Genomic DNA, 17,222 nt, shown 5'->3' with positions numbered 1-17,222 from the left:
AGAACAGAGACTACCCGACGCCCCCGAGAACGGCCAAAACAGCTGGTAGCGACCTTCGGGTGATTGGCCGACTACCTGGAACGGCCGGTACCGACCCACCGTGTGGGCGGGCACCGGCCGTTCGGTAAGCCGACCTAGTCGGGATCGGCCAGGGTCACCTGGATTCCACCAACGAGGTCGCAGCACTGGTTGTAGATGAACGTGCCGACGGTGCCGAGCGCAGTGAACAGCACGACGTTGATCAGACCGATCACGCCGGCGTAGCCGAACACTGTGCCCGCATCGATCAGACCCACCGACCCGCTGTCCTGCGACACCATGTCGGTGAAAGTGTTGTTCAGCCGCTCCCACACGCCCATGCCTTCGAGCACGATGTAGAGCAGTCCGACCGCCAGCATCCATACGAAGAACATCGCCACGCTGATCACCAGCGAGATCTTCAGCGTCGACCACGGGTCGATGCGACGGATCTGCACCGTGGCCCGTAGCGGCTCACCAGTGGCAACGGCCGCAGCGACCGCGACCGGGACCGCGGGCGAAAGTGGCGAAAGCGGCGACGACTGCGGAACGGCACTTTCGGTAGGCGGCAGCGGGTGGCGAATGTCGGACAGGTCGGGCATGTCCTTGATCAGCTCCGGGCGAGCGATACTGCGGGTGGGTCCGTCGATGCCGACGGACTTCACCATCGCCGCTTCCTTGCGCGCAGCCTTTGCCGCCAGATCGGCGGTGGTGCGCGCGTTGCCGGCGCCGCCACCGAGGCCGACCGGCGCAGCCGAGTTCGGGCGCCCGGTGACCGGCGCCTGACCCGGACGGTACAGATTGGACTGCGGCTCCCGCTGCGGGAGCTGCGACCACCCGTCCTGGTATGGCGACTGGCCACCGTTGGACGCGGACTTGTCCCCGCCCTCGGGCGCGGACTGCTCGACCGGGTTGTTGATCCGCAACGGCTGGTCGAACTGTTCTTGGCGGTTGCCGCCGGGCGCCTGGTCCGGCGTCCCCTGCTTGGGTGCGAAATCACCCTTCTGGTCACGGATCTCGTGCGGCTGGGCGTTGGGTTGGTTGCCACCCGGCTGATTGCCGCCTGGCTGGCCGCCGCCCTGGTGACCGCCAGGCTGGCCGCCACCTTGGTGACCGCCGGGCTGACCGCCACCTTGCTGACCGCCCGGCTGACCGTTCTCAGCCGAGGCGACCGGCCGTGGGATCGGCCGCGGCGGGATCGGTGACGGTGCGATCCTTTCGGTCACACCGTTCGTCTGGTGCCGCTCGTCATTCGGCTGATTCGGAGTGGTCAATGGGAATCCTTAGATCCGTTCGTTGCCGCCGCTGTTGGGTTACTGCTCAGAAGAACTGGTGTCGCCGCTGCCGGCGACCTGATCGGGATCGGGCTCGTCGGCATTGCGCGCGATCGCAAGCAAAGTATCGCCAACCGCGAGGTTCATCAATCGCACACCCTTGGTCTGTCGTCCAGCCTTACGAACCTGCTTTGCCGCCGTCCGGATAACGCCGCCCCCGGAGGTGATCGCGTACAACTCATCCTCGTCATCGACGATGAGCGCCCCGACCAGGGTGCCACGTTTCGCGTCGAACTGGATTGTCAATACGCCTTTACCTCCGCGACCCTGCGCCGTGTACTCCTCGATCGCGGTCCGCTTGGCGTAGCCCCCAGACGTCGCGACCAGCAGATAGGTGCCGTCGCGGACCACATTGAGCGACAACAGTTCGTCACTGGTATTGAACCGCATGCCCTGCACGCCCGAGGTGGCGCGTCCCATCGGGCGCAGCGCCTCGTCGGTGGCCGAGAAGCGGATCGACTGGCCGAGCGCGGACACCAGAAGCAGATCGTCGTCGGACGAACAGAGCACGGCACCGACCAGTTCGTCCTCGTCGCGCAGATTCACCGCGACGATACCGCCGCTGCGGTTGGAGTCGAAGTCCGACAGCTTCGACTTCTTCACCAGGCCGTTCTTGGTGGCAAGCACCAAGTATGGGGCATCATCATACGACTTGATCTGGATGATCTGGGCGATCTTCTCGTCCGGCTGGAAGGCCAGCAGGTTCGCCACGTGCTGTCCACGCGCGGTCCGGTTGGCCTCGGGCAGCTCGTAGGCCTTGGCGCGGTAGACCCGGCCCTTGTTCGTGAAGAACAGCAGCCAGTCGTGCGTCGAGGTGACGAAGAAGTGCTTGACGATGTCGTCCTGCTTGAGGCCCGCGCCCTGCACACCCTTGCCGCCGCGCTTCTGGCTGCGGTAGAGGTCGGTCTTGGTGCGCTTGGCGTAGCCGGTCTCAGTGATGGTGACGACCACGTCCTCGCGGGCGATCAGGTCCTCGTCTGCCACGTCGCCGTCGGCCGCGATGATGCGGGTCCGCCGATCGTCGCCGTACTTCTCGACGATCTCGGCCAGCTCGTCGTGGACGATGGCGCGCTGACGCTCCGGCTTCTCGAGAATGTCCTTCAAATCGGCGATCTCGGCCTCGATTTTGACCAATTCGTCGACGATCTTCTGCCGCTCCAAGGCGGAGAGCCGACGCAACTGCATGTCGAGGATCGCGGTGGCCTGGATCTCATCAATATCCAGCAGGTCCATCAGTCCGGTCCGGGCGGTGTCGGTGTTGGCCGAGCGCCGGATCAATGCGATGACCTCGTCGAGCGCGTCGAGCGCCTTGACCAGGCCACGCAGGATGTGGGCTCGCTCCTCCGCCTTGCGCAACAGGTAGCGGGTCCGCCGGACGATGACTTCCAACTGGTGCCCGACGTAGAGCCGGATCATCTGATCCAGGCGCAGCGTCCGCGGCACCCCGTCGACGATCGACAGCATGTTCGCGCCGAAGCTGGTCTGCAGCTGGGTGTGCTTGTAGAGGTTGTTCAGCACCACCTTGGCAACGGCGTCGCGCTTGACGGTCACGACGATCCGCATGCCTGCGCGGTCCGAGGACTCGTCGTGAATGTCGGAGATGCCGGCGATCTTGCCGTCCTTCACCTGCTCGGCGATCGAGTTGATGAAGTTGTCGGTGTTGACTTGGTACGGGAGCTCGGTGATGACGATGGTCGTGCGACCCCGGTTGTCCTCTTCGATCTCGACGACGCCGCGCATCCGGATCGAGCCGCGTCCGGTGGTGTAGGCGTCGTGGATGCCCTGGTTGCCGACAATCAGGCCGTGCGTCGGGAAGTCCGGCCCCTTGACGCGCTCCATGCACGCCGCCAGCGTTGCTTCCTCGTCGGCGTCGTGGTTGTCCAGCGCCCAGTAGATCGCCTCGGCGAGCTCGTTGAGGTTGTGCGGCGGGATGTTCGTCGCCATGCCGACCGCGATGCCATTGCTGCCGTTCATCAGCAGGTTCGGCACCCTGCTCGGGAGCACCGTCGGCTCCTGGGAACGACCGTCGTAGTTCGGCGTGAAATCGACCGTCTCGTGGTCGATCTCGCGCAGCAGCTCCATCGCGAGCGGGGTAAGACGGCACTCTGTGTACCGCATCGCGGCAGCGCCGTCGTTGCCGCGGGAACCGAAGTTGCCCTGGCCGTCGACGAGCGGATAACGCAGCGACCACGGCTGGGCCATGCGGACCAAGGTGTCGTAGATCGACGCGTCACCGTGCGGGTGATAGTTGCCCATGGTCTCGGCGACCGGGCGGGCAGACTTCACATAGCCGCGATCCGGGCGATAGCCGTTGTCGTACATCGCGTAGAGCACGCGACGGTGCACCGGCTTGAGGCCGTCGCGCACATCGGGCAGCGCGCGGCCCACGATTACGCTCATCGCGTAATCGATGTAGCTGCTCTGCATTTCGTTCTGGATGTCGACCGGTTCGATACGGTCGCCTGCACCGCCGTTCGGGGGCAGCGTGGTCTCGGTCATGCGGTCTCCTTACAGGGCCTGGCGTGGAGGGGCTGTGCAGCAGCGGAACTCACGCCGGCTATACGTCGAGGAAGCGAACATCCTTGGCATTGCGGGTGATAAAGCTGCGACGCGCCTCGACGTCCTCGCCCATCAGAACAGAGAACAACTCATCGGCCGCGGCCGCGTCGTCGAGCGTCACCTGACGAAGCACCCGCACCGCGGGGTCCATGGTGGTCTCCCACAGCTCTTTGGCGTTCATCTCGCCGAGACCCTTGTAGCGCTGCACACCATCGTCTTTGTTGATCTTCTTGCCTGCTGCGAGACCCGCCTCCAGCAGACCGTCGCGCTCGCGGTCGGAGTAGGCGAACTCCGGCTCGCTGCGCTGCCACTTGAGCTTGTACAGCGGTGGCTGCGCCAGGTATACGTGCCCGTGCTCGACCAGTGGGCGCATGAACCGGAACAACAGCGTGAGCAGCAGCGTCGAGATGTGCTGGCCGTCGACGTCGGCGTCGGCCATCAGCACGATCTTGTGGTAGCGCAGCTTGGCGATGTCGAACTCGTCGTGGATGCCGGTGCCGAACGCGGTGATGATCGACTGGACCTCGTTGTTCTTGAGCACCCGGTCGATACGCGCCTTCTCGACGTTGATGATCTTGCCGCGTAGCGGCAGGATCGCCTGGTACATCGAGTCGCGGCCGGACTTGGCCGAGCCACCGGCGGAGTCACCCTCGACGATGTAGATCTCGGACTTGCTCGGGTCCTTCGATCGGCAGTCGGCCAGCTTGCCGGGCAGACCCCCCAGGTCGGTGGCGGACTTGCGGCGCACCAGCTCTCGTGCCTTACGCGCGGCGACACGGGCTTGGGCCGAGGACACCGCCTTGTTCACGATGGTCTTCGCGTCGGCAGGGTTGGCTTCGAACCAGTGCGTGAGGTGCTCGTTGCAGGTGCGCTGCACGAACGACTTCACTTCGGTGTTGCCGAGCTTGGTCTTGGTCTGGCCCTCGAACTGCGGCTCGCCCACCTTGACGCTCACGATGGCGGCCAAGCCCTCCCGGATATCGTCGCCGGTGAGGTTGCCGTCCTTCTCCTTGATGAGCTTCTTGTCTTTCGCGTACTTGTTGACCACCGTGGTCAGCGCCGCGCGAAAGCCTTCCTCGTGGGTGCCGCCCTCGTGGGTGTTGATTGTGTTGGCGAAGGTGTGTACCGACTCGGAGTAGCCCGAGTTCCACTGCATAGCGACCTCGAGCTCATGGCCGGTGCCCTTGCCGGTGAACCCGACGACCGAGTTGTGGATCGGCTGCTTGGTCCGGTTGATGTGGCGGACGAAGTCCTCCAGACCGCCCGGGTAGTGGTAGGTCCGCGTCTTCACCTTGTGCTCGACGGGCGCGGCGTTCTCTTCCGCGTGCTTGGGCGCTTCGGCGGTCTCGCTGACCACTTCGTCGGTGACGTCGTTGTCGCTGACACGTTCGTCGGTGAGCTTGATGGTCAAGCCCTTGTTCAGGAAAGCCATCTCCTGGAGCCTGCGGGCCACGGTCTCGAAGTTGTACGTGGTGGTCTCGAAGATCTCCGGGTCCGCCCAGAAGCGAATGGTGGTGCCGGTCTTCTTGGTGGGCTCGCCCTGGGTCAGCTTGCCTGGGGTGGAGTCCTTGTAGGTCTGGCTCCAGTGGTAGCCGTCGCGGTCGATCTCCGCCTCCAAGCGGCTCGACAGCGCGTTGACCACGGAGATACCGACGCCGTGCAGACCACCGGACACCGCGTACGAGTCCGAGTCGAACTTGCCGCCTGCGTGCAGCTGGGTCATGACGACCTCGATGGTGGGGACGCCCTGAGCATGCATCGCCACCGGGATGCCTCGGCCGTCATCGACCACCTCGACACCGCCGTCAGCCAGCAGGGTGACCTCGACCTTCGTTGCGTACCCGGCCATCGCCTCGTCGACGGAGTTGTCGACGACCTCCCAGATCAGGTGATGCAGGCCGCGCTCACCGGTGGAGCCGATGTACATACCCGGACGTTTGCGGACCGCCTCGAGCCCCTCGAGAACCGTAATGGAGGAGGCACCGTAGTCCTGCTTCCCGGTTGCCCTGGTCGAACCCGATGCGTTGGAGTCGTTGGCAGCCACTGGTCGGTAGCTCTCCTTACTTGCTGATCCTCGGTGTGTGACGCTTGGACAGCACACGTGGGGCCCTGGTCATGTCTGCTCGAGAATTACGGGGTCCACACGGGCTGTGCCGAACGCGCCGAAGGTATCGCCGCTAGTTACGTCACCATCCTACTGGTACACCCAACTTACAATGCACCTCCGACACCCCTGACAGCTCCGTGGATGCGAGAAATCGGATTACCACGACTCGGTTCCGCCTTCCGGCGGTTTTCATCCACCAGGCGTCGGCTGAGAGATGCGTTGCGCGTTAGCTGCTTCGGACCGGCGGTTCAGCGGTCGGCGCCGATCCGGTCGACGAAGGCGGCAGTGCGGCGAGCCAGGTCGGCCGGATGTGAGATCGGCGACCAGTGCCGCGCCGGGATCTCGGACCGGGTCAGGTTCGCCACCCACCGGTCGGCCGCGGCATTCACCACCGGCCGCACCGCGCGGTCGCCAGTCGAGACGATCACCTGCACGGGCACGTCGATCCGGCGCGGCCGGGGATTACGCAGGTGGGTCCGGATGTTTGCGCGATAGAGCTTCAGGTTGTTGATCATGTCGGCGCGCAGCGTAGGGGCCGTCACCACCAGTTCGGGGTTCAGGCCGTCGAATAGGGCGAGGAAGCGCGGCCAGCGGTTGGACAGCACTCGCAGCGCCGGATTCGGCAGGCCGGGAATCTGGAAGGCGACGGTGTAAGCCGAGGCGATCGCTTGGGACAATGCGCCACGTAGCCATACCGGGGAGAAGGGGCCGCGCAGGTAGGCGCCGAGGAAGTCGAGATTGGGACCGGACACCGAGGTGAACGACGCGATCGCGGACGCGGCGTCCGGGGCGGAGACCAACTCCCAGCCGATCACCGAACCCCAGTCGTGGCCGAGGACGTGTACCCGCTCGCCCGGCGCGACAGCCTCGATCACCGCGCGGACGTCGGCCGCGAGCTCCTCGACGCGGTAGGCGGCGACACCCGCGGGCACCGAGCTATCGCCCGCCCCGCGGTTGTCGAAGGCGATCACACGAAGACGGCCCGCGAGCAGCGCGGCGACACGGTTCCACAGCAGATGGGTATCGGGCCAGCCGTGGACCAGCAGGACCGGCTGCGCCGCGGGTTCGCCGCATTCGTACACGGCGAGTTCGACCGCGCCGCGGCGAACGGTGCGCGTCGCGGACGCGGGAAACGGACCGCCGGTGGTGGTTGCCATCGAAACCCCTTCTGCCCGGACGCTTTCGATCCGACGCCGGAGGCTCCGGGCGCGACATCGGGCCGAGGCGTTCCACGTGAAACGCCCGTGTCGCGTAAACGTAACACTGGGTATCAGATATTGACCAGTGCGCTCATCCGTAGGTGTCGCGCGGCCCGCGGCCTTTGATGTGCCGGTCACCCTTGCGCCAGCTCGGCGCGGCCGGACCGGAGATCTTCAGCGATGTGACCACCCCCTGACCGACGGCGGCATTGATCTTCGCCAGGATCTGGCCCTGGAGCATGCGAAGCTGGGTAGCCCACGCGGTCGACTCGGCGGCGATGCTCAATACACCGTCCTTCAGGGTGACCGGTGTGGCGTGCCCGGCGATGTCCTCGCCGACGACGCTCGACCAGCGGCCGAACACCATGCCCTCGGCGACCTTGTTCGACCACCCACGGCTCTTCGCGATGGACCCCGTCAGCTTGGACAACAGCTGGGGATCGCGATCGTCCGGCCGCGCGCCGGACCATCCGGTGCGCCTGCGGGCTCCGGCACGGAACCTGCGCTGTGGTGAGGAACGACCCTGGCCGACAGCCTTGCCGCTGGCCCGCGCCGCGGCGCGGGCTTCCTCCAGCGCGCGGCGCGCCAGATCGATGCCGCGCAGCTCAGGTTCCTTGCCTTCGGATTCGGCGGCTCCGGGCTGATCGCTCATCGCCCCTCTCGCTTCCCGGACACTCGTTTGTCCCCAGTTCTGGCCGAGTTGTCCCCAACTGCTGCCGTATGTTGCCAACCGAGGGAATTCGCATGTTGCCCAGTGGCGGACAAGCGGTAAAACGACCTGTTCGACGCCCATATCGGGCATTTGCGGACGAGAACGGTCGCTCGCTCAGCTGTTGCTGAACCGGATTTCACCGATTCAGCGGAGATGGCCGAGCTGAGTTCTCCACAGGTATTGGTTGATCGAACTCGGCTGTTCGCACGTGCGGGGCGGTGGTCCCGACGAAGGGTCACTTTAGTGGACCGCACCGGTCGCTGCCGGACGCGGCACGGGCGCCCGAATCGCTTATCGGCGGAGCTGCTGCGAGCACCACCATCGGCTCCGCTGTCGGGAAGCGTCGACCCGAAACCACTGTGGACAAACACGGGCGCGGACCTACGAATCAGGCTCGGCGCCGGCCACGGAATCCTCCGGCAGTTCCGTGATCTGGGCCGAGTCGGTGATACGCGAAATCCGGCCGTCGGGCCCTCCAATGGTCTCGACCCGCAGCGGCACTGCGGCGAGTTCGGCGGGCACGTCCTTCGGCACCGCGGCGGTGATCAGCACCTGCTCCGCCCCGGCGGCCACAGCGGCGAGTGCGGTGCGGCGCCGGTGGTCGAGTTCGGCGAACACGTCGTCGAGCAGCAGCACGGGTTCGGCTCCTGTGGTGCGCAGTAGTTCGAACGACCCGAGCCGTAGGGCCAGCGCGAACGACCATGATTCGCCGTGACTAGCGAACCCCTTCGCCGGCGCATCCCCCAGCGTCAGCTCCAGCTCGTCGCGATGTGGGCCGACCAGGCACACGCCGCGCTCGAGTTCCTTGGTCCTGGCCGCGGCGAGTTGGCGCAACATGATCGCCTCCAGCGCCTCCGGGTCCTCCGGCCGTGGTTCCCTGTCCGGATCAAGAAACTCCGGCGGCACCGCGGCGCTGCGGTAGGCGATCGAGGCAGGACGCGATTCGGGAGCGATCGAGGCGTAGGACTGCCCGAGATACGGAGCGAGGTCGTGCACTAGGCGCAGCCGCTGTGCAAGCAGCACCGACGCGTGGATAGCCAAATGCCCATCCCACACGTCGAGGGTGCTCAGATCCGCCTTCGACCGGGCTTGCCGCCCAGCGGATTTCAACAATGCGGAGCGCTGGCGCAGCACACGGTCGTAATCGCTGCGGACTGCGGCCAACCTGGGCAGCCGGGCTGTGCACAACTCATCCATGAAGCGACGGCGCTCCCCAGGATCGCCGCGCACCAGCGCGAGGTCCTCCGGCGCGAACAACACCATCTGCAGGATGCCGAGTATTTCGCGGGTCCGGCGGACCGGTGAGCGATTGATTTGTGCGCGATTGGCGCCTGCCTGGTTCAGTTCGATATCGATCCGCAGCTCGCGACCGGTGTTGACCACCGTCGCGCCGACCCGGGCGCGTTCGGTGCCCAGCCGTATCAACGGGGCATCGGCGGACACCCGGTGCGAGCCGAGCGTCGCCAGGTAGCCGATCGCCTCCAGCAGGTTGGTCTTGCCGTTGCCGTTCGATCCCAAGAAGACTGTGCGACCTGGGGATAATTCGAGTTCCACATGCTCCCATGAGCGGAAGTCGCGCAGCGACATGGACCGGATGAACATCCGCTATCGAGCCCCTACCTGGAGCGAAGCGGTCATTTCTGCTGGTCTGGACACCATCCGCACCCGCGTCGGCCGGTTTTCCACGCGCCGACCCCCTGTGGAATACCTGTGGATAAATTTTGCGTTCACCTGCCGTGCGACCGAATTCCAGGAGGTCGCTGCCGGTCTCGAAGCGGTGCGGGCGATTGTCCGCACCCGATCACATGATGTGGATCCGCACGATACCCGACCACACACCGGTGATCAGCCCGGGAGCCGGACCGGCATCAGCAGATAGATGTACGGGCTGGCCAGCGCCGCGAACGCGCCGGAGTCGAGCGCCTCGGGCTCTTCCTCAGAGGCGGGCAGCAGTACCGCGGGCCTGCTCGGCGTGGTGAAGCCGAAGGTGACCCGGTCCGCGTGCAGCGCGGAGAGCCCGTCGATGAGATAGCCGGGGTTGAAGGCGATGGTCAGCGATTCGCCGCGGAAATCGGCTTCCAGCCACTCCTCTGCGCGTCCCGCGTCGTCACCGCCCGCGGACAAAAGCAGGCCCTCGGCGGAGAACTCGAGTCGTACCTGGGCGCCACGCTCGGCAACCAGCGCGACGCGCTTGATGGCTTCGGTCAGTGCGGCCACCGTGAGTGTGGCGATCGAAGTGTGTTCCTTCGGGAGCAGCTGGCGGAACTTGGGGAATTCCGCGTCGAGCAGGCGGGTGGTCGTCCTGCGGCCCGCGTTCACGATGCCGAGCAGTCCGTCCGATCCCGCTCCGGTGCCCAGGGACAGCTGCACGGGGGCGTCGGACGCTCCGAGGGTCTTGGCGGCCTCGGACAGCGTCTTGGCCGGAATGAGTACCGCGGTCTCGATATCGGCGCGGGCGGGCCGCCATTCGATGTGCCGGACGGCGAGGCGGAACCGGTCGGTGGCCGCGAGGACGACTTGCTGACCGTCGATCTCGACCCGGATACCCGTGAGCATCGGGAGGGTGTCGTCACGGCCCGCGGCGACGGCGACTTGGCCGACGGCCTCGGCGAAGACATCCACGCTCAGTTCACCGGTCTGCTGCGGCACTTCGGGAAGCTGGGGATAGTCCTCGACCGGCATCGTGGGCAGGGAGAACTTCGCGCTGCCACAGGTGATCAGCACGCGGGTGCCGTCCAACGCGACGTCGACGGGCTTGTTGGACAGCGCCTTGGTGATGTCGGCCAGAAGGCGACCGGAAACGAGCACTTCGCCGGGCCCCGCGACCTCGGCTGCCACCCGCATCTGCGCGGAGACCTCGTAGTCGAAGCCGGAGACGGTCAGACCGTCATCGCTCGCGACCAGCAGCACACCACCGAGCACCGGGACGGGAGGACGGGACGGGAGGCTACGCGCCACCCAGGCGACGGACTCGGCGAAATCCTCTCGGGCGACCCGAAACTTCATGCCTGCAAGCTCCATCGCCCGATCTGTCCTCTCCCGGTTCCGTGATCTGTTGTCGGCTCGTCAGTGTCGGTTCTCGAAAGGGTTCTGCCGATCGGCCGTCTACGAAGTCTGGCACAGGCGACCGACATCAAACCGTACCCGCGTGTGAGACGTGTACCTAGCCCGACCCTCCGGTGGTTCCGGCTGTCTGTGCCGTGAGCGCTGACAGGTGTGCCGGGAAGAGGGGGATCGAGTCGGGCGGCGGGCGGCAGCGTGCTCTGGATCGATCCGGCGTCTCCCGTCGGTCTGTCGGTTGATCGGTGTCGAGGGCGAAGCGATGTGTGGAGATTGGTCTGCGTTCTTCTCCGTGCCGAAAACCGGAGCCGCTCCGAAGGTGCGTTGTGCGACCAACTTTCCACACACCCTGTTTTGAAGAGAGATCTCTAATGAGAAGAACTGAAGTAGTAATAGGTGCTGTGGATTCTGTGGACTGCGGCCGAATCCGCTGGTCAGTGAGCGTGGTGCGGTGGGGATGACCGTGGGGTGTCTCGAGGATGAACGCGAGGCGTCTGTGGACGCTCTCTGGTTATCCCCCGTTCATCCTCGAGTGCTCCTCGAGTTGTTCCACCAGATTCGCCGGGTTGTTCCATGTGTGCACGGAATCGTGGACAGCTCGAGGATTCCTCGAGGACTCCACAGGGATTCCTCGAGGAATCCACAAGGCTCGATTCGGACACCATGCTGGTCAGCGGGTGTGGACAACCATCGATGTGGAAGCTGTTGAATTCGACCTGTGAGTTTCCAGTTGTGGACGCCCTTCCCGCCTGTGAGCGAATCGGTGGACAAACCAGTGGATTCCTCGAGGAATCCACAGGGATTCCTCGAGGAATCCACAACCCACAAAAAAGCACCGCCCCAGGTCAGGGGCGGTGCTCAGCTGTGTATGGCGCTCAGCGCGAGCGCTGCTTGATCCGAGCTGTGAGTTCTTGCACCTGGTCGTAGACTCGGCGCCGCTCGGTCATCTCCTTGCGCACCTTCTTCTCCGCGTACATCACGGTCGTGTGGTCGCGGCCGAACGCCTGGCCGATCTTCGGCAGCGACAGATCCGTCAGCTCACGGCACAGGTACATGGCGATCTGCCGGGCCTGAGCCAGTGGCCGCGCCTTGCCGGGGCCGGTGAGCTCTTCCAGAGTGGTATTGAAGTACTCAGCGGTGACGGCCATGATCGTCGCCGCGTTGATCTCCAGCGCCGCCGTGTCGGGCATCAGATCGCGCAGCACCACCTCGGCCAGTGGCAGATCCAGCGGCTGACCATTCAACGAGGCGAACGCGGTCACGCGAATCAGCGCGCCCTCCAGCTCGCGGATGTTGCGCTCGACCCGGCTGGCGATCAGCTCCAGCACGTCGTGCGGCACATCGAGCCGGTCCATCCGCGCCTTCTTGCGCAGGATGGCGATCCGGGTTTCCAGCTCGGGCGGCTGCACGTCGGTGATCAGTCCCCACTCGAACCGCGTCCGCAGCCGCTCCTCCAGGGTGGCAAGCTGCTTGGGCGGACGGTCAGAGGAGACGACGATCTGTTTGTTCGCGTTGTGCAAGGTGTTGAAGGTGTGGAAGAACTCCTCCTGGATACCTTCCTTCCCCTCGATGAACTGGATGTCGTCGACCAGCAGGATGTCGGTCTCCCGGTACCGGCGCTTGAACGCGACCTTGCGGTCGTCACGCAGGCTGTTGATGAAGTCGTTGGTGAACTCTTCGGTCGAGACGTACTTCACCCGCATGCCAGGAAACAGGCGCTGGGCATAGTGGCCTGCCGCGTGCAGCAGGTGTGTCTTGCCGAGTCCCGAGGCGCCCCAGACGAACAGGGGGTTGTAGGCGCGCGCGGGGGCCTCGGCGATCGCGACGGCCGCGGCATGCGCGAAGCGGTTGGACGCACCGATGACGAAAGTTTCGAACGTGTATTTCGCATTCAAACTGGCCGAGGAGGTCGCGGGTGCCGGTGTCTCCTGTGACTTGGTGAAGTAGGTCGGCCAGGAATTGCGGACGTTCACCACGGGCTCGTCGTCACGGTCGCCGCGGGGGTTGTCGCCCACCGGCTCACGTACTGGATTGTGCGCCAGTCCCGTGTCGTCGGCTTCCGGCGCTTCGCGCACCGGTGCGCGGACCGGACCGCGCACCGTGCCGGGACCAGGGTCGGGGTTGAACAACGACTCCTGCCCGGGCGGGATCGCCTGCTCACGGCGCGGAGGAAGTCCTGGCTCGCGCCGCGGGGCGGGGTCCTGGGCCGATACCGAGGGCAACTCGGCTGTCGCCGAGTAATCGCCACGGGGCCGGTAGTCGGTATGGGAGTACTCCGGCTGGGGATACTCCTCCTGCGGCATGTACTCCTGCCCGTACTCGGCGACGGCATACTCGGAGGCGTCGCTGTAGGACGCGGCAGGTGCGAAGTCCGGGGGCTGTGCATAACGGGGTGCTGGGTACTCGTCGCGGCCAGAGAAGTCGGACCTCGGGTATCCGGCGGGGCTGCGGCCGGTGTCGCGTGCGCGTTCAGGTCTGCTCGTCATCCTGGCGTGCCGAGGATTGCTGCTCTGCCGGTCGGCGGTCGGCGCGGTCGGCGCGGCGATCCGGACACCGAGTCCCTCCACCTGGGGACCGAGCCGGCGGGCGAGCGAGCGCAGGATGGGCTCGCGCAGATCGCGTTCGATGGCCTCTTGTGCCAGCGACGAAGGGACTGAGAGCAGGGCGAAACCCTGTGCGACCGTCAGCGGCTTGACCAGTTTCAGCCAGGCCTGCTGTGCTCTGGTCACCGGGGGGATTGCACCGTCCGGTGAGCCGGTGGTCAGCTCGGTCACAACCTCGGGCCACACCGTGGCCAACACGTTCTGCTCGTCGTCCATGCAGTTTCCTCCCCGGAAGTAGGTCGATAGGAGCAGACGGCCGGAGCACGCGGGGAGGGTGTGATGCGACCGTTCTCGAGGTCGGTACCGTGATCCTGCGTACGTCCGTAACCGGTTCAGACACTGCCCGGGTCCCCCGTCCAGGCGGCGGCGTGGCACCGTCGGCCCTACGAATATGCCACTCCGGGGGTCTTTCCACACAATTATCCACAGATGTGGAGAACCTTGGGGAACAGGGAAACGCGCACACGCGTGTCGACCACAACGCTACGACCTGCGGTTCTTTAGCAATCGCCTGGCTAAGTACGGTGGTGGTCGAAGTGAGCTGTGACCAGGGGTATAGACGAACTCACGGTTACCGCGAGGACGCCGATGCTCTTCGGCGCCGGATACTGCCTGGTCGAGCGGCCTGATCCGGTCGGGTGGGGCGAGTTTGACCCGTCACGGGCCGATCAGTACCCTCGTACAGTCACCCCTTGGTGCGGTGGCGGTCTTGTGCTGACCGCGTTTAGGTCGTGATCGACCGACTGTGCGCCAGGACCGACGCGCGCTGATGATGACCAGACCTGCGATTCATTCGCGCAATACACGTATCACCGACAAGCTTCGGGCACTACCTGGTGCCCACCTACTCGAGGAGTGTTGACCGTGGCCAAGGGCAAGCGGACGTTCCAGCCGAACAACCGTCGTCGGGCGCGGGTTCACGGCTTCCGCCTCCGGATGCGCACCCGTGCGGGCCGCGCCATCGTATCGGCGCGTCGCCGTAAGGGCCGCGCAGAACTCACAGCCTGATCCTCGCTCTCGGACGCTCGGGTGTTGCCTGAGCCGTATCGGTTGCATCATCGTGCCGACTTCTCCCGGACGGTGCGCCGCGGCCAGCGAATCGGGAGGCGGGATCTGGTCGTGCATGCGTTCGTTCACGGGTATGACGGAGTCGTGGGCGCTGATAGACGACACGACGATCCGATCCCGAACGATGCGCTGATCCGCGTAGGTGGGCCGCGATTCGGGTTGATCGTCAGCAAGGCGGTGGGCAATGCGGTGATTCGACACCGCATCGCCCGCCGCCTGCGTCATATGTGCGCCCAGGTGATTGCCGAACTGCCCGCCGGGACGGACGTCGTGATCCGCGCGTTGCCGGGCGCCGCGACAGTGTCCTCGGATGACCTCTTCCGCCAGCTTCACGGCGCACTACGCAAGCTCGGCGTCGCCGCCACGGTCTCGGGCGGTCCGGCATGAGCGTGTCCGCGCAGATCGCCCGCCTGCCCGTGAACGCACTGATCTTTCTGATCGAGCTGTATCGGACCTATATCTCCCCCACCCGCATGCCGGTGTGTCGATTCACCCCGACCTGCAGCGAGTACGCGGTCACCGCACTTCGCACCCGCGGCCTGTTCATCGGGCTCGGATTGACGGTCGTGCGCTTGGCCAAATGCGCGCCCTGGCACCCTGGTGGGTGGGACCCCGTCCCGGAACGGAAGCGGAGCACCCTTCGCACCGATCCGGCAGACGAGGCAGCTACCGACGCGGCGCCGCAGGAACCGAACCTGCCTGCCGAGCCTCCGTCGGGGCCGAACGCTTGTAAAGGATCGCCGCACGCGGTGATCGGCGACACGAACGACGGGAGTGCATAGAGCCGTGCTCGACTTCATTTATTACCCGGTGTCCTGGATCCTCTGGTTCTGGCATCGGGTCTTCGGGTTCGCGTTCGGCGCGGACAACGGCCTCACCTGGGCGCTGGCCGTGGTGTTTCTGGTGTTCACATTGCGTCTGGTGCTCTACAAGCCGTTTGTGAAGCAGGTGCGCACCACAAAACAGATGCAGGAGCTGCAACCGCAGATCAAGGAGCTGCAGAAGAAGTACAAGAACGATCGCCAGAAGATGGCGGTCGAGATGCAGAAGCTGCAGAAGGACAACGGCTTCAACCCGCTGATGGGCTGCCTGCCGATCCTCGCTCAGGTGCCGGTGTTCCTCGGGCTGTTCCACGTGCTGCGCTCGTTCAACCGGACCGGTCACGCCTTCGGCCAGCTCGGCCTGACACCCGAGCAGAACGCGAATACCGCGAACTACGTCTTCAGCGCCGCTGACGTCCAGTCCTTCCTGAGCGCCCGTATCTTCGGCGCGCCGATCTCGGCGTTCATCACCACGCCGGTCAACGAACTGCAGGCGTTCGCCGACTTCGGCGGCGTGCCGAGCAAGCTGAGCATCGCGCTGGTCGCCATCCCGCTGATGGTCATCGCCGGTCTGGCGACCCACTTCAACGCGCGCGCGTCGGTCACGCGGCAAACCCCTGAGGCCGCCGCCAACCCCCAGGCCGCGATGATGAACAAGCTCGCACTGTGGGTGTTCCCGCTCGGCGTGCTCGTCGGTGGTCCCTTCCTGCCGATCGCGATCCTGCTGTACTGGGTCTCCAACAACATCTGGACCTATGGGCAGCAGCACCTCGTCTTCGGCCGCATGGCGAAGGAAGAGGAAGCCAAGAAGCAGGCGAAGCTGGAGCAGCGCGCGCAGAACGCTCCGAAGCCGGGCGCCAAGCCGGTCAACGTGAAGAAGAAGCCGGCGCCTGCGACAGAGGCCGAGCCGTCGGAGGCGGCCGACGCCGCTCCGTCCACGAACGGCACCGCCAAGCCGACGAAACAAGCCGCGGGTCAACGCCGTTCGAGCAGCCAGAAACGGTCGGGCAACCGAGGCAGGCCGAACCAGAAGCGCAGGCGCTGACTACATGATCGGCGGGCTAGTTGGTCCGCCGCGATCGCTGAGCAAACCTTGATCGCGAATACCGCCCGGCGGCGAGTGCCCGGCGCGCGCGATGAGCAGATGAAGGAAATCAAATGACTATTGAGACTGACGGAGGGGACGCCACAGTGGCGACGACGATGGTGAACGCCGAGACGGACACCGGCGATGTCGTGAACGATGCAGAGGATGCACTCATCGAAGAAGGCGAGATCGCGGGCGACTACCTCGAGCAGTTGCTCGATGTGCTGGACTTCGACGGCGACATCGATCTCGACGTGGAAGGCGATCGCGCCATCGTGAGTATTGACGGCGGCCGCGACCTGGCGAAGCTCGTCGGCCGCAACGGCGAGGTACTCGATGCTCTGCAGGAGCTGACTCGCCTGGCCGTGCAGCAGGCGACGGGTGTGCGCAGTCGGTTGATGCTGGACGTGGCGGGGTGGCGTGCCAAGCGTCGGTCGGAGCTGAGCGCGCTCGGCGTGGCCGTGGCGCAGCGCGTGCTGGATTCGGGTGCGCCGGAGCCGCTGGCGCCGATGACGCCGTTCGAACGCAAGATCGTGCACGACGCGGTGGCCGCGGTCGATGGTGTCAGCAGCGAGAGCGAAGGTGTCGAGCCGAACCGTCACGTGGTGGTCGTTCCCTCCTGAACATCAGACTTTCCCGAGGGCGTCATGTTTC

13 protein-coding genes are annotated in these 17,222 nt (G+C 65.5%); 5 read left to right on the top strand and 8 right to left on the bottom strand.

Annotated features, from left to right (window positions below; translation table 11 throughout):
• Positions 1 to 134 precede the first annotated feature (134 nt).
• The 8 genes from OHB12_RS25065 to dnaA all read right to left on the bottom strand — a co-directional run bounded on the left by OHB12_RS25065 (position 135) and on the right by dnaA (position 13,808).
• On the bottom strand, positions 135 to 1,292 hold the full coding sequence (locus OHB12_RS25065; RefSeq protein ID WP_327111232.1) for a DUF3566 domain-containing protein: 1,158 nt from the start codon (positions 1,290 to 1,292) through the stop codon (positions 135 to 137).
• A 39-nt stretch (positions 1,293 to 1,331) separates the two neighbouring features.
• Positions 1,332 to 3,851: a DNA gyrase subunit A gene (gene gyrA / locus OHB12_RS25060; RefSeq protein ID WP_327111230.1), complete on the bottom strand. Its 2,520-nt coding sequence runs from the start codon at positions 3,849 to 3,851 to the stop codon at positions 1,332 to 1,334.
• A 58-nt stretch (positions 3,852 to 3,909) separates the two neighbouring features.
• Positions 3,910 to 5,955, bottom strand: coding sequence for a DNA topoisomerase (ATP-hydrolyzing) subunit B (gene gyrB / locus OHB12_RS25055; protein ID WP_327111228.1), 2,046 nt, complete (start codon positions 5,953 to 5,955; stop codon positions 3,910 to 3,912).
• Between the two features lie 311 nt (positions 5,956 to 6,266).
• Positions 6,267 to 7,175, bottom strand: a complete 909-nt coding sequence (locus OHB12_RS25050; protein WP_327111226.1) for an alpha/beta fold hydrolase — start codon at positions 7,173 to 7,175, stop codon at positions 6,267 to 6,269.
• A gap of 133 nt (positions 7,176 to 7,308) precedes the next feature.
• Positions 7,309 to 7,869: a DUF721 family protein gene (locus OHB12_RS25045; RefSeq protein ID WP_327111224.1), complete on the bottom strand. Its 561-nt coding sequence runs from the start codon at positions 7,867 to 7,869 to the stop codon at positions 7,309 to 7,311.
• A gap of 441 nt (positions 7,870 to 8,310) precedes the next feature.
• Positions 8,311 to 9,531: a DNA replication/repair protein RecF gene (recF, locus tag OHB12_RS25040; protein ID WP_327111221.1), complete on the bottom strand. Its 1,221-nt coding sequence runs from the start codon at positions 9,529 to 9,531 to the stop codon at positions 8,311 to 8,313.
• A 243-nt stretch (positions 9,532 to 9,774) separates the two neighbouring features.
• Entirely contained in the window at positions 9,775 to 10,950 is a 1,176-nt protein-coding gene (gene dnaN / locus OHB12_RS25035) for a DNA polymerase III subunit beta (protein ID WP_327111219.1), read from the bottom strand.
• Positions 10,951 to 11,864: 914 nt separating this feature from the next.
• Entirely contained in the window at positions 11,865 to 13,808 is a 1,944-nt protein-coding gene (gene dnaA / locus OHB12_RS25030) for a chromosomal replication initiator protein DnaA (protein ID WP_327111217.1), read from the bottom strand.
• A gap of 648 nt (positions 13,809 to 14,456) precedes the next feature.
• Between dnaA and rpmH the strand changes: the two genes are divergently transcribed.
• The 5 genes from rpmH (at position 14,457) to OHB12_RS25005 (ending at position 17,191) form a co-directional block, all read left to right on the top strand.
• Positions 14,457 to 14,600 carry a 50S ribosomal protein L34 gene (gene rpmH, locus OHB12_RS25025; RefSeq protein ID WP_005516618.1) on the top strand — a complete coding sequence of 48 codons (144 nt, stop codon included), beginning with the start codon at positions 14,457 to 14,459 and terminating at the stop codon, positions 14,598 to 14,600.
• Between the two features lie 21 nt (positions 14,601 to 14,621).
• Positions 14,622 to 15,047, top strand: coding sequence for a ribonuclease P protein component (gene rnpA, locus OHB12_RS25020; RefSeq protein WP_327111191.1), 426 nt, complete (start codon positions 14,622 to 14,624; stop codon positions 15,045 to 15,047).
• Positions 15,044 to 15,442, top strand: a complete 399-nt coding sequence (yidD, locus tag OHB12_RS25015; RefSeq protein ID WP_327111189.1) for a membrane protein insertion efficiency factor YidD — start codon at positions 15,044 to 15,046, stop codon at positions 15,440 to 15,442. Before rnpA ends, yidD begins: the two co-directional genes overlap by 4 nt.
• 4 nt (positions 15,443 to 15,446) lie before the next feature.
• A complete protein-coding gene (yidC, locus tag OHB12_RS25010) occupies positions 15,447 to 16,526 on the top strand; it encodes a membrane protein insertase YidC (RefSeq protein ID WP_327111187.1) in 1,080 nt (359 codons plus the stop codon).
• A 113-nt stretch (positions 16,527 to 16,639) separates the two neighbouring features.
• A complete protein-coding gene (locus OHB12_RS25005) occupies positions 16,640 to 17,191 on the top strand; it encodes a Jag family protein (protein WP_442799842.1) in 552 nt (183 codons plus the stop codon).
• Positions 17,192 to 17,222: the final 31 nt, after the last annotated feature.

Source organism: Nocardia sp. NBC_01730, assembly GCF_035920445.1.
Taxonomy (GTDB): Bacteria; Actinomycetota; Actinomycetes; order Mycobacteriales; family Mycobacteriaceae; genus Nocardia.
Note: the sequence above shows the minus strand (reverse complement) of the source record. Positions and strands in the feature narration are given on the sequence as shown.

Excerpts from the sequence above, each read along its gene's own strand:
- OHB12_RS25005 (WP_442799842.1), top strand. The coding sequence starts at position 16,640 with ATGACTATTGAGACTGACGGAGGGGACGCCACAGTGGCGACGACGATG.
- dnaN (WP_327111219.1), bottom strand. The coding sequence starts at position 10,950 with ATGGAGCTTGCAGGCATGAAGTTTCGGGTCGCCCGAGAGGATTTCGCC.
- recF (WP_327111221.1), bottom strand. The coding sequence starts at position 9,531 with ATGTTCATCCGGTCCATGTCGCTGCGCGACTTCCGCTCATGGGAGCAT.
- dnaA (WP_327111217.1), bottom strand. The coding sequence starts at position 13,808 with ATGGACGACGAGCAGAACGTGTTGGCCACGGTGTGGCCCGAGGTTGTG.
- gyrA (WP_327111230.1), bottom strand. The coding sequence starts at position 3,851 with ATGACCGAGACCACGCTGCCCCCGAACGGCGGTGCAGGCGACCGTATC.
- yidD (WP_327111189.1), top strand. The coding sequence starts at position 15,044 with ATGAGCGTGTCCGCGCAGATCGCCCGCCTGCCCGTGAACGCACTGATC.
- OHB12_RS25045 (WP_327111224.1), bottom strand. The coding sequence starts at position 7,869 with ATGAGCGATCAGCCCGGAGCCGCCGAATCCGAAGGCAAGGAACCTGAG.
- OHB12_RS25050 (WP_327111226.1), bottom strand. The coding sequence starts at position 7,175 with ATGGCAACCACCACCGGCGGTCCGTTTCCCGCGTCCGCGACGCGCACC.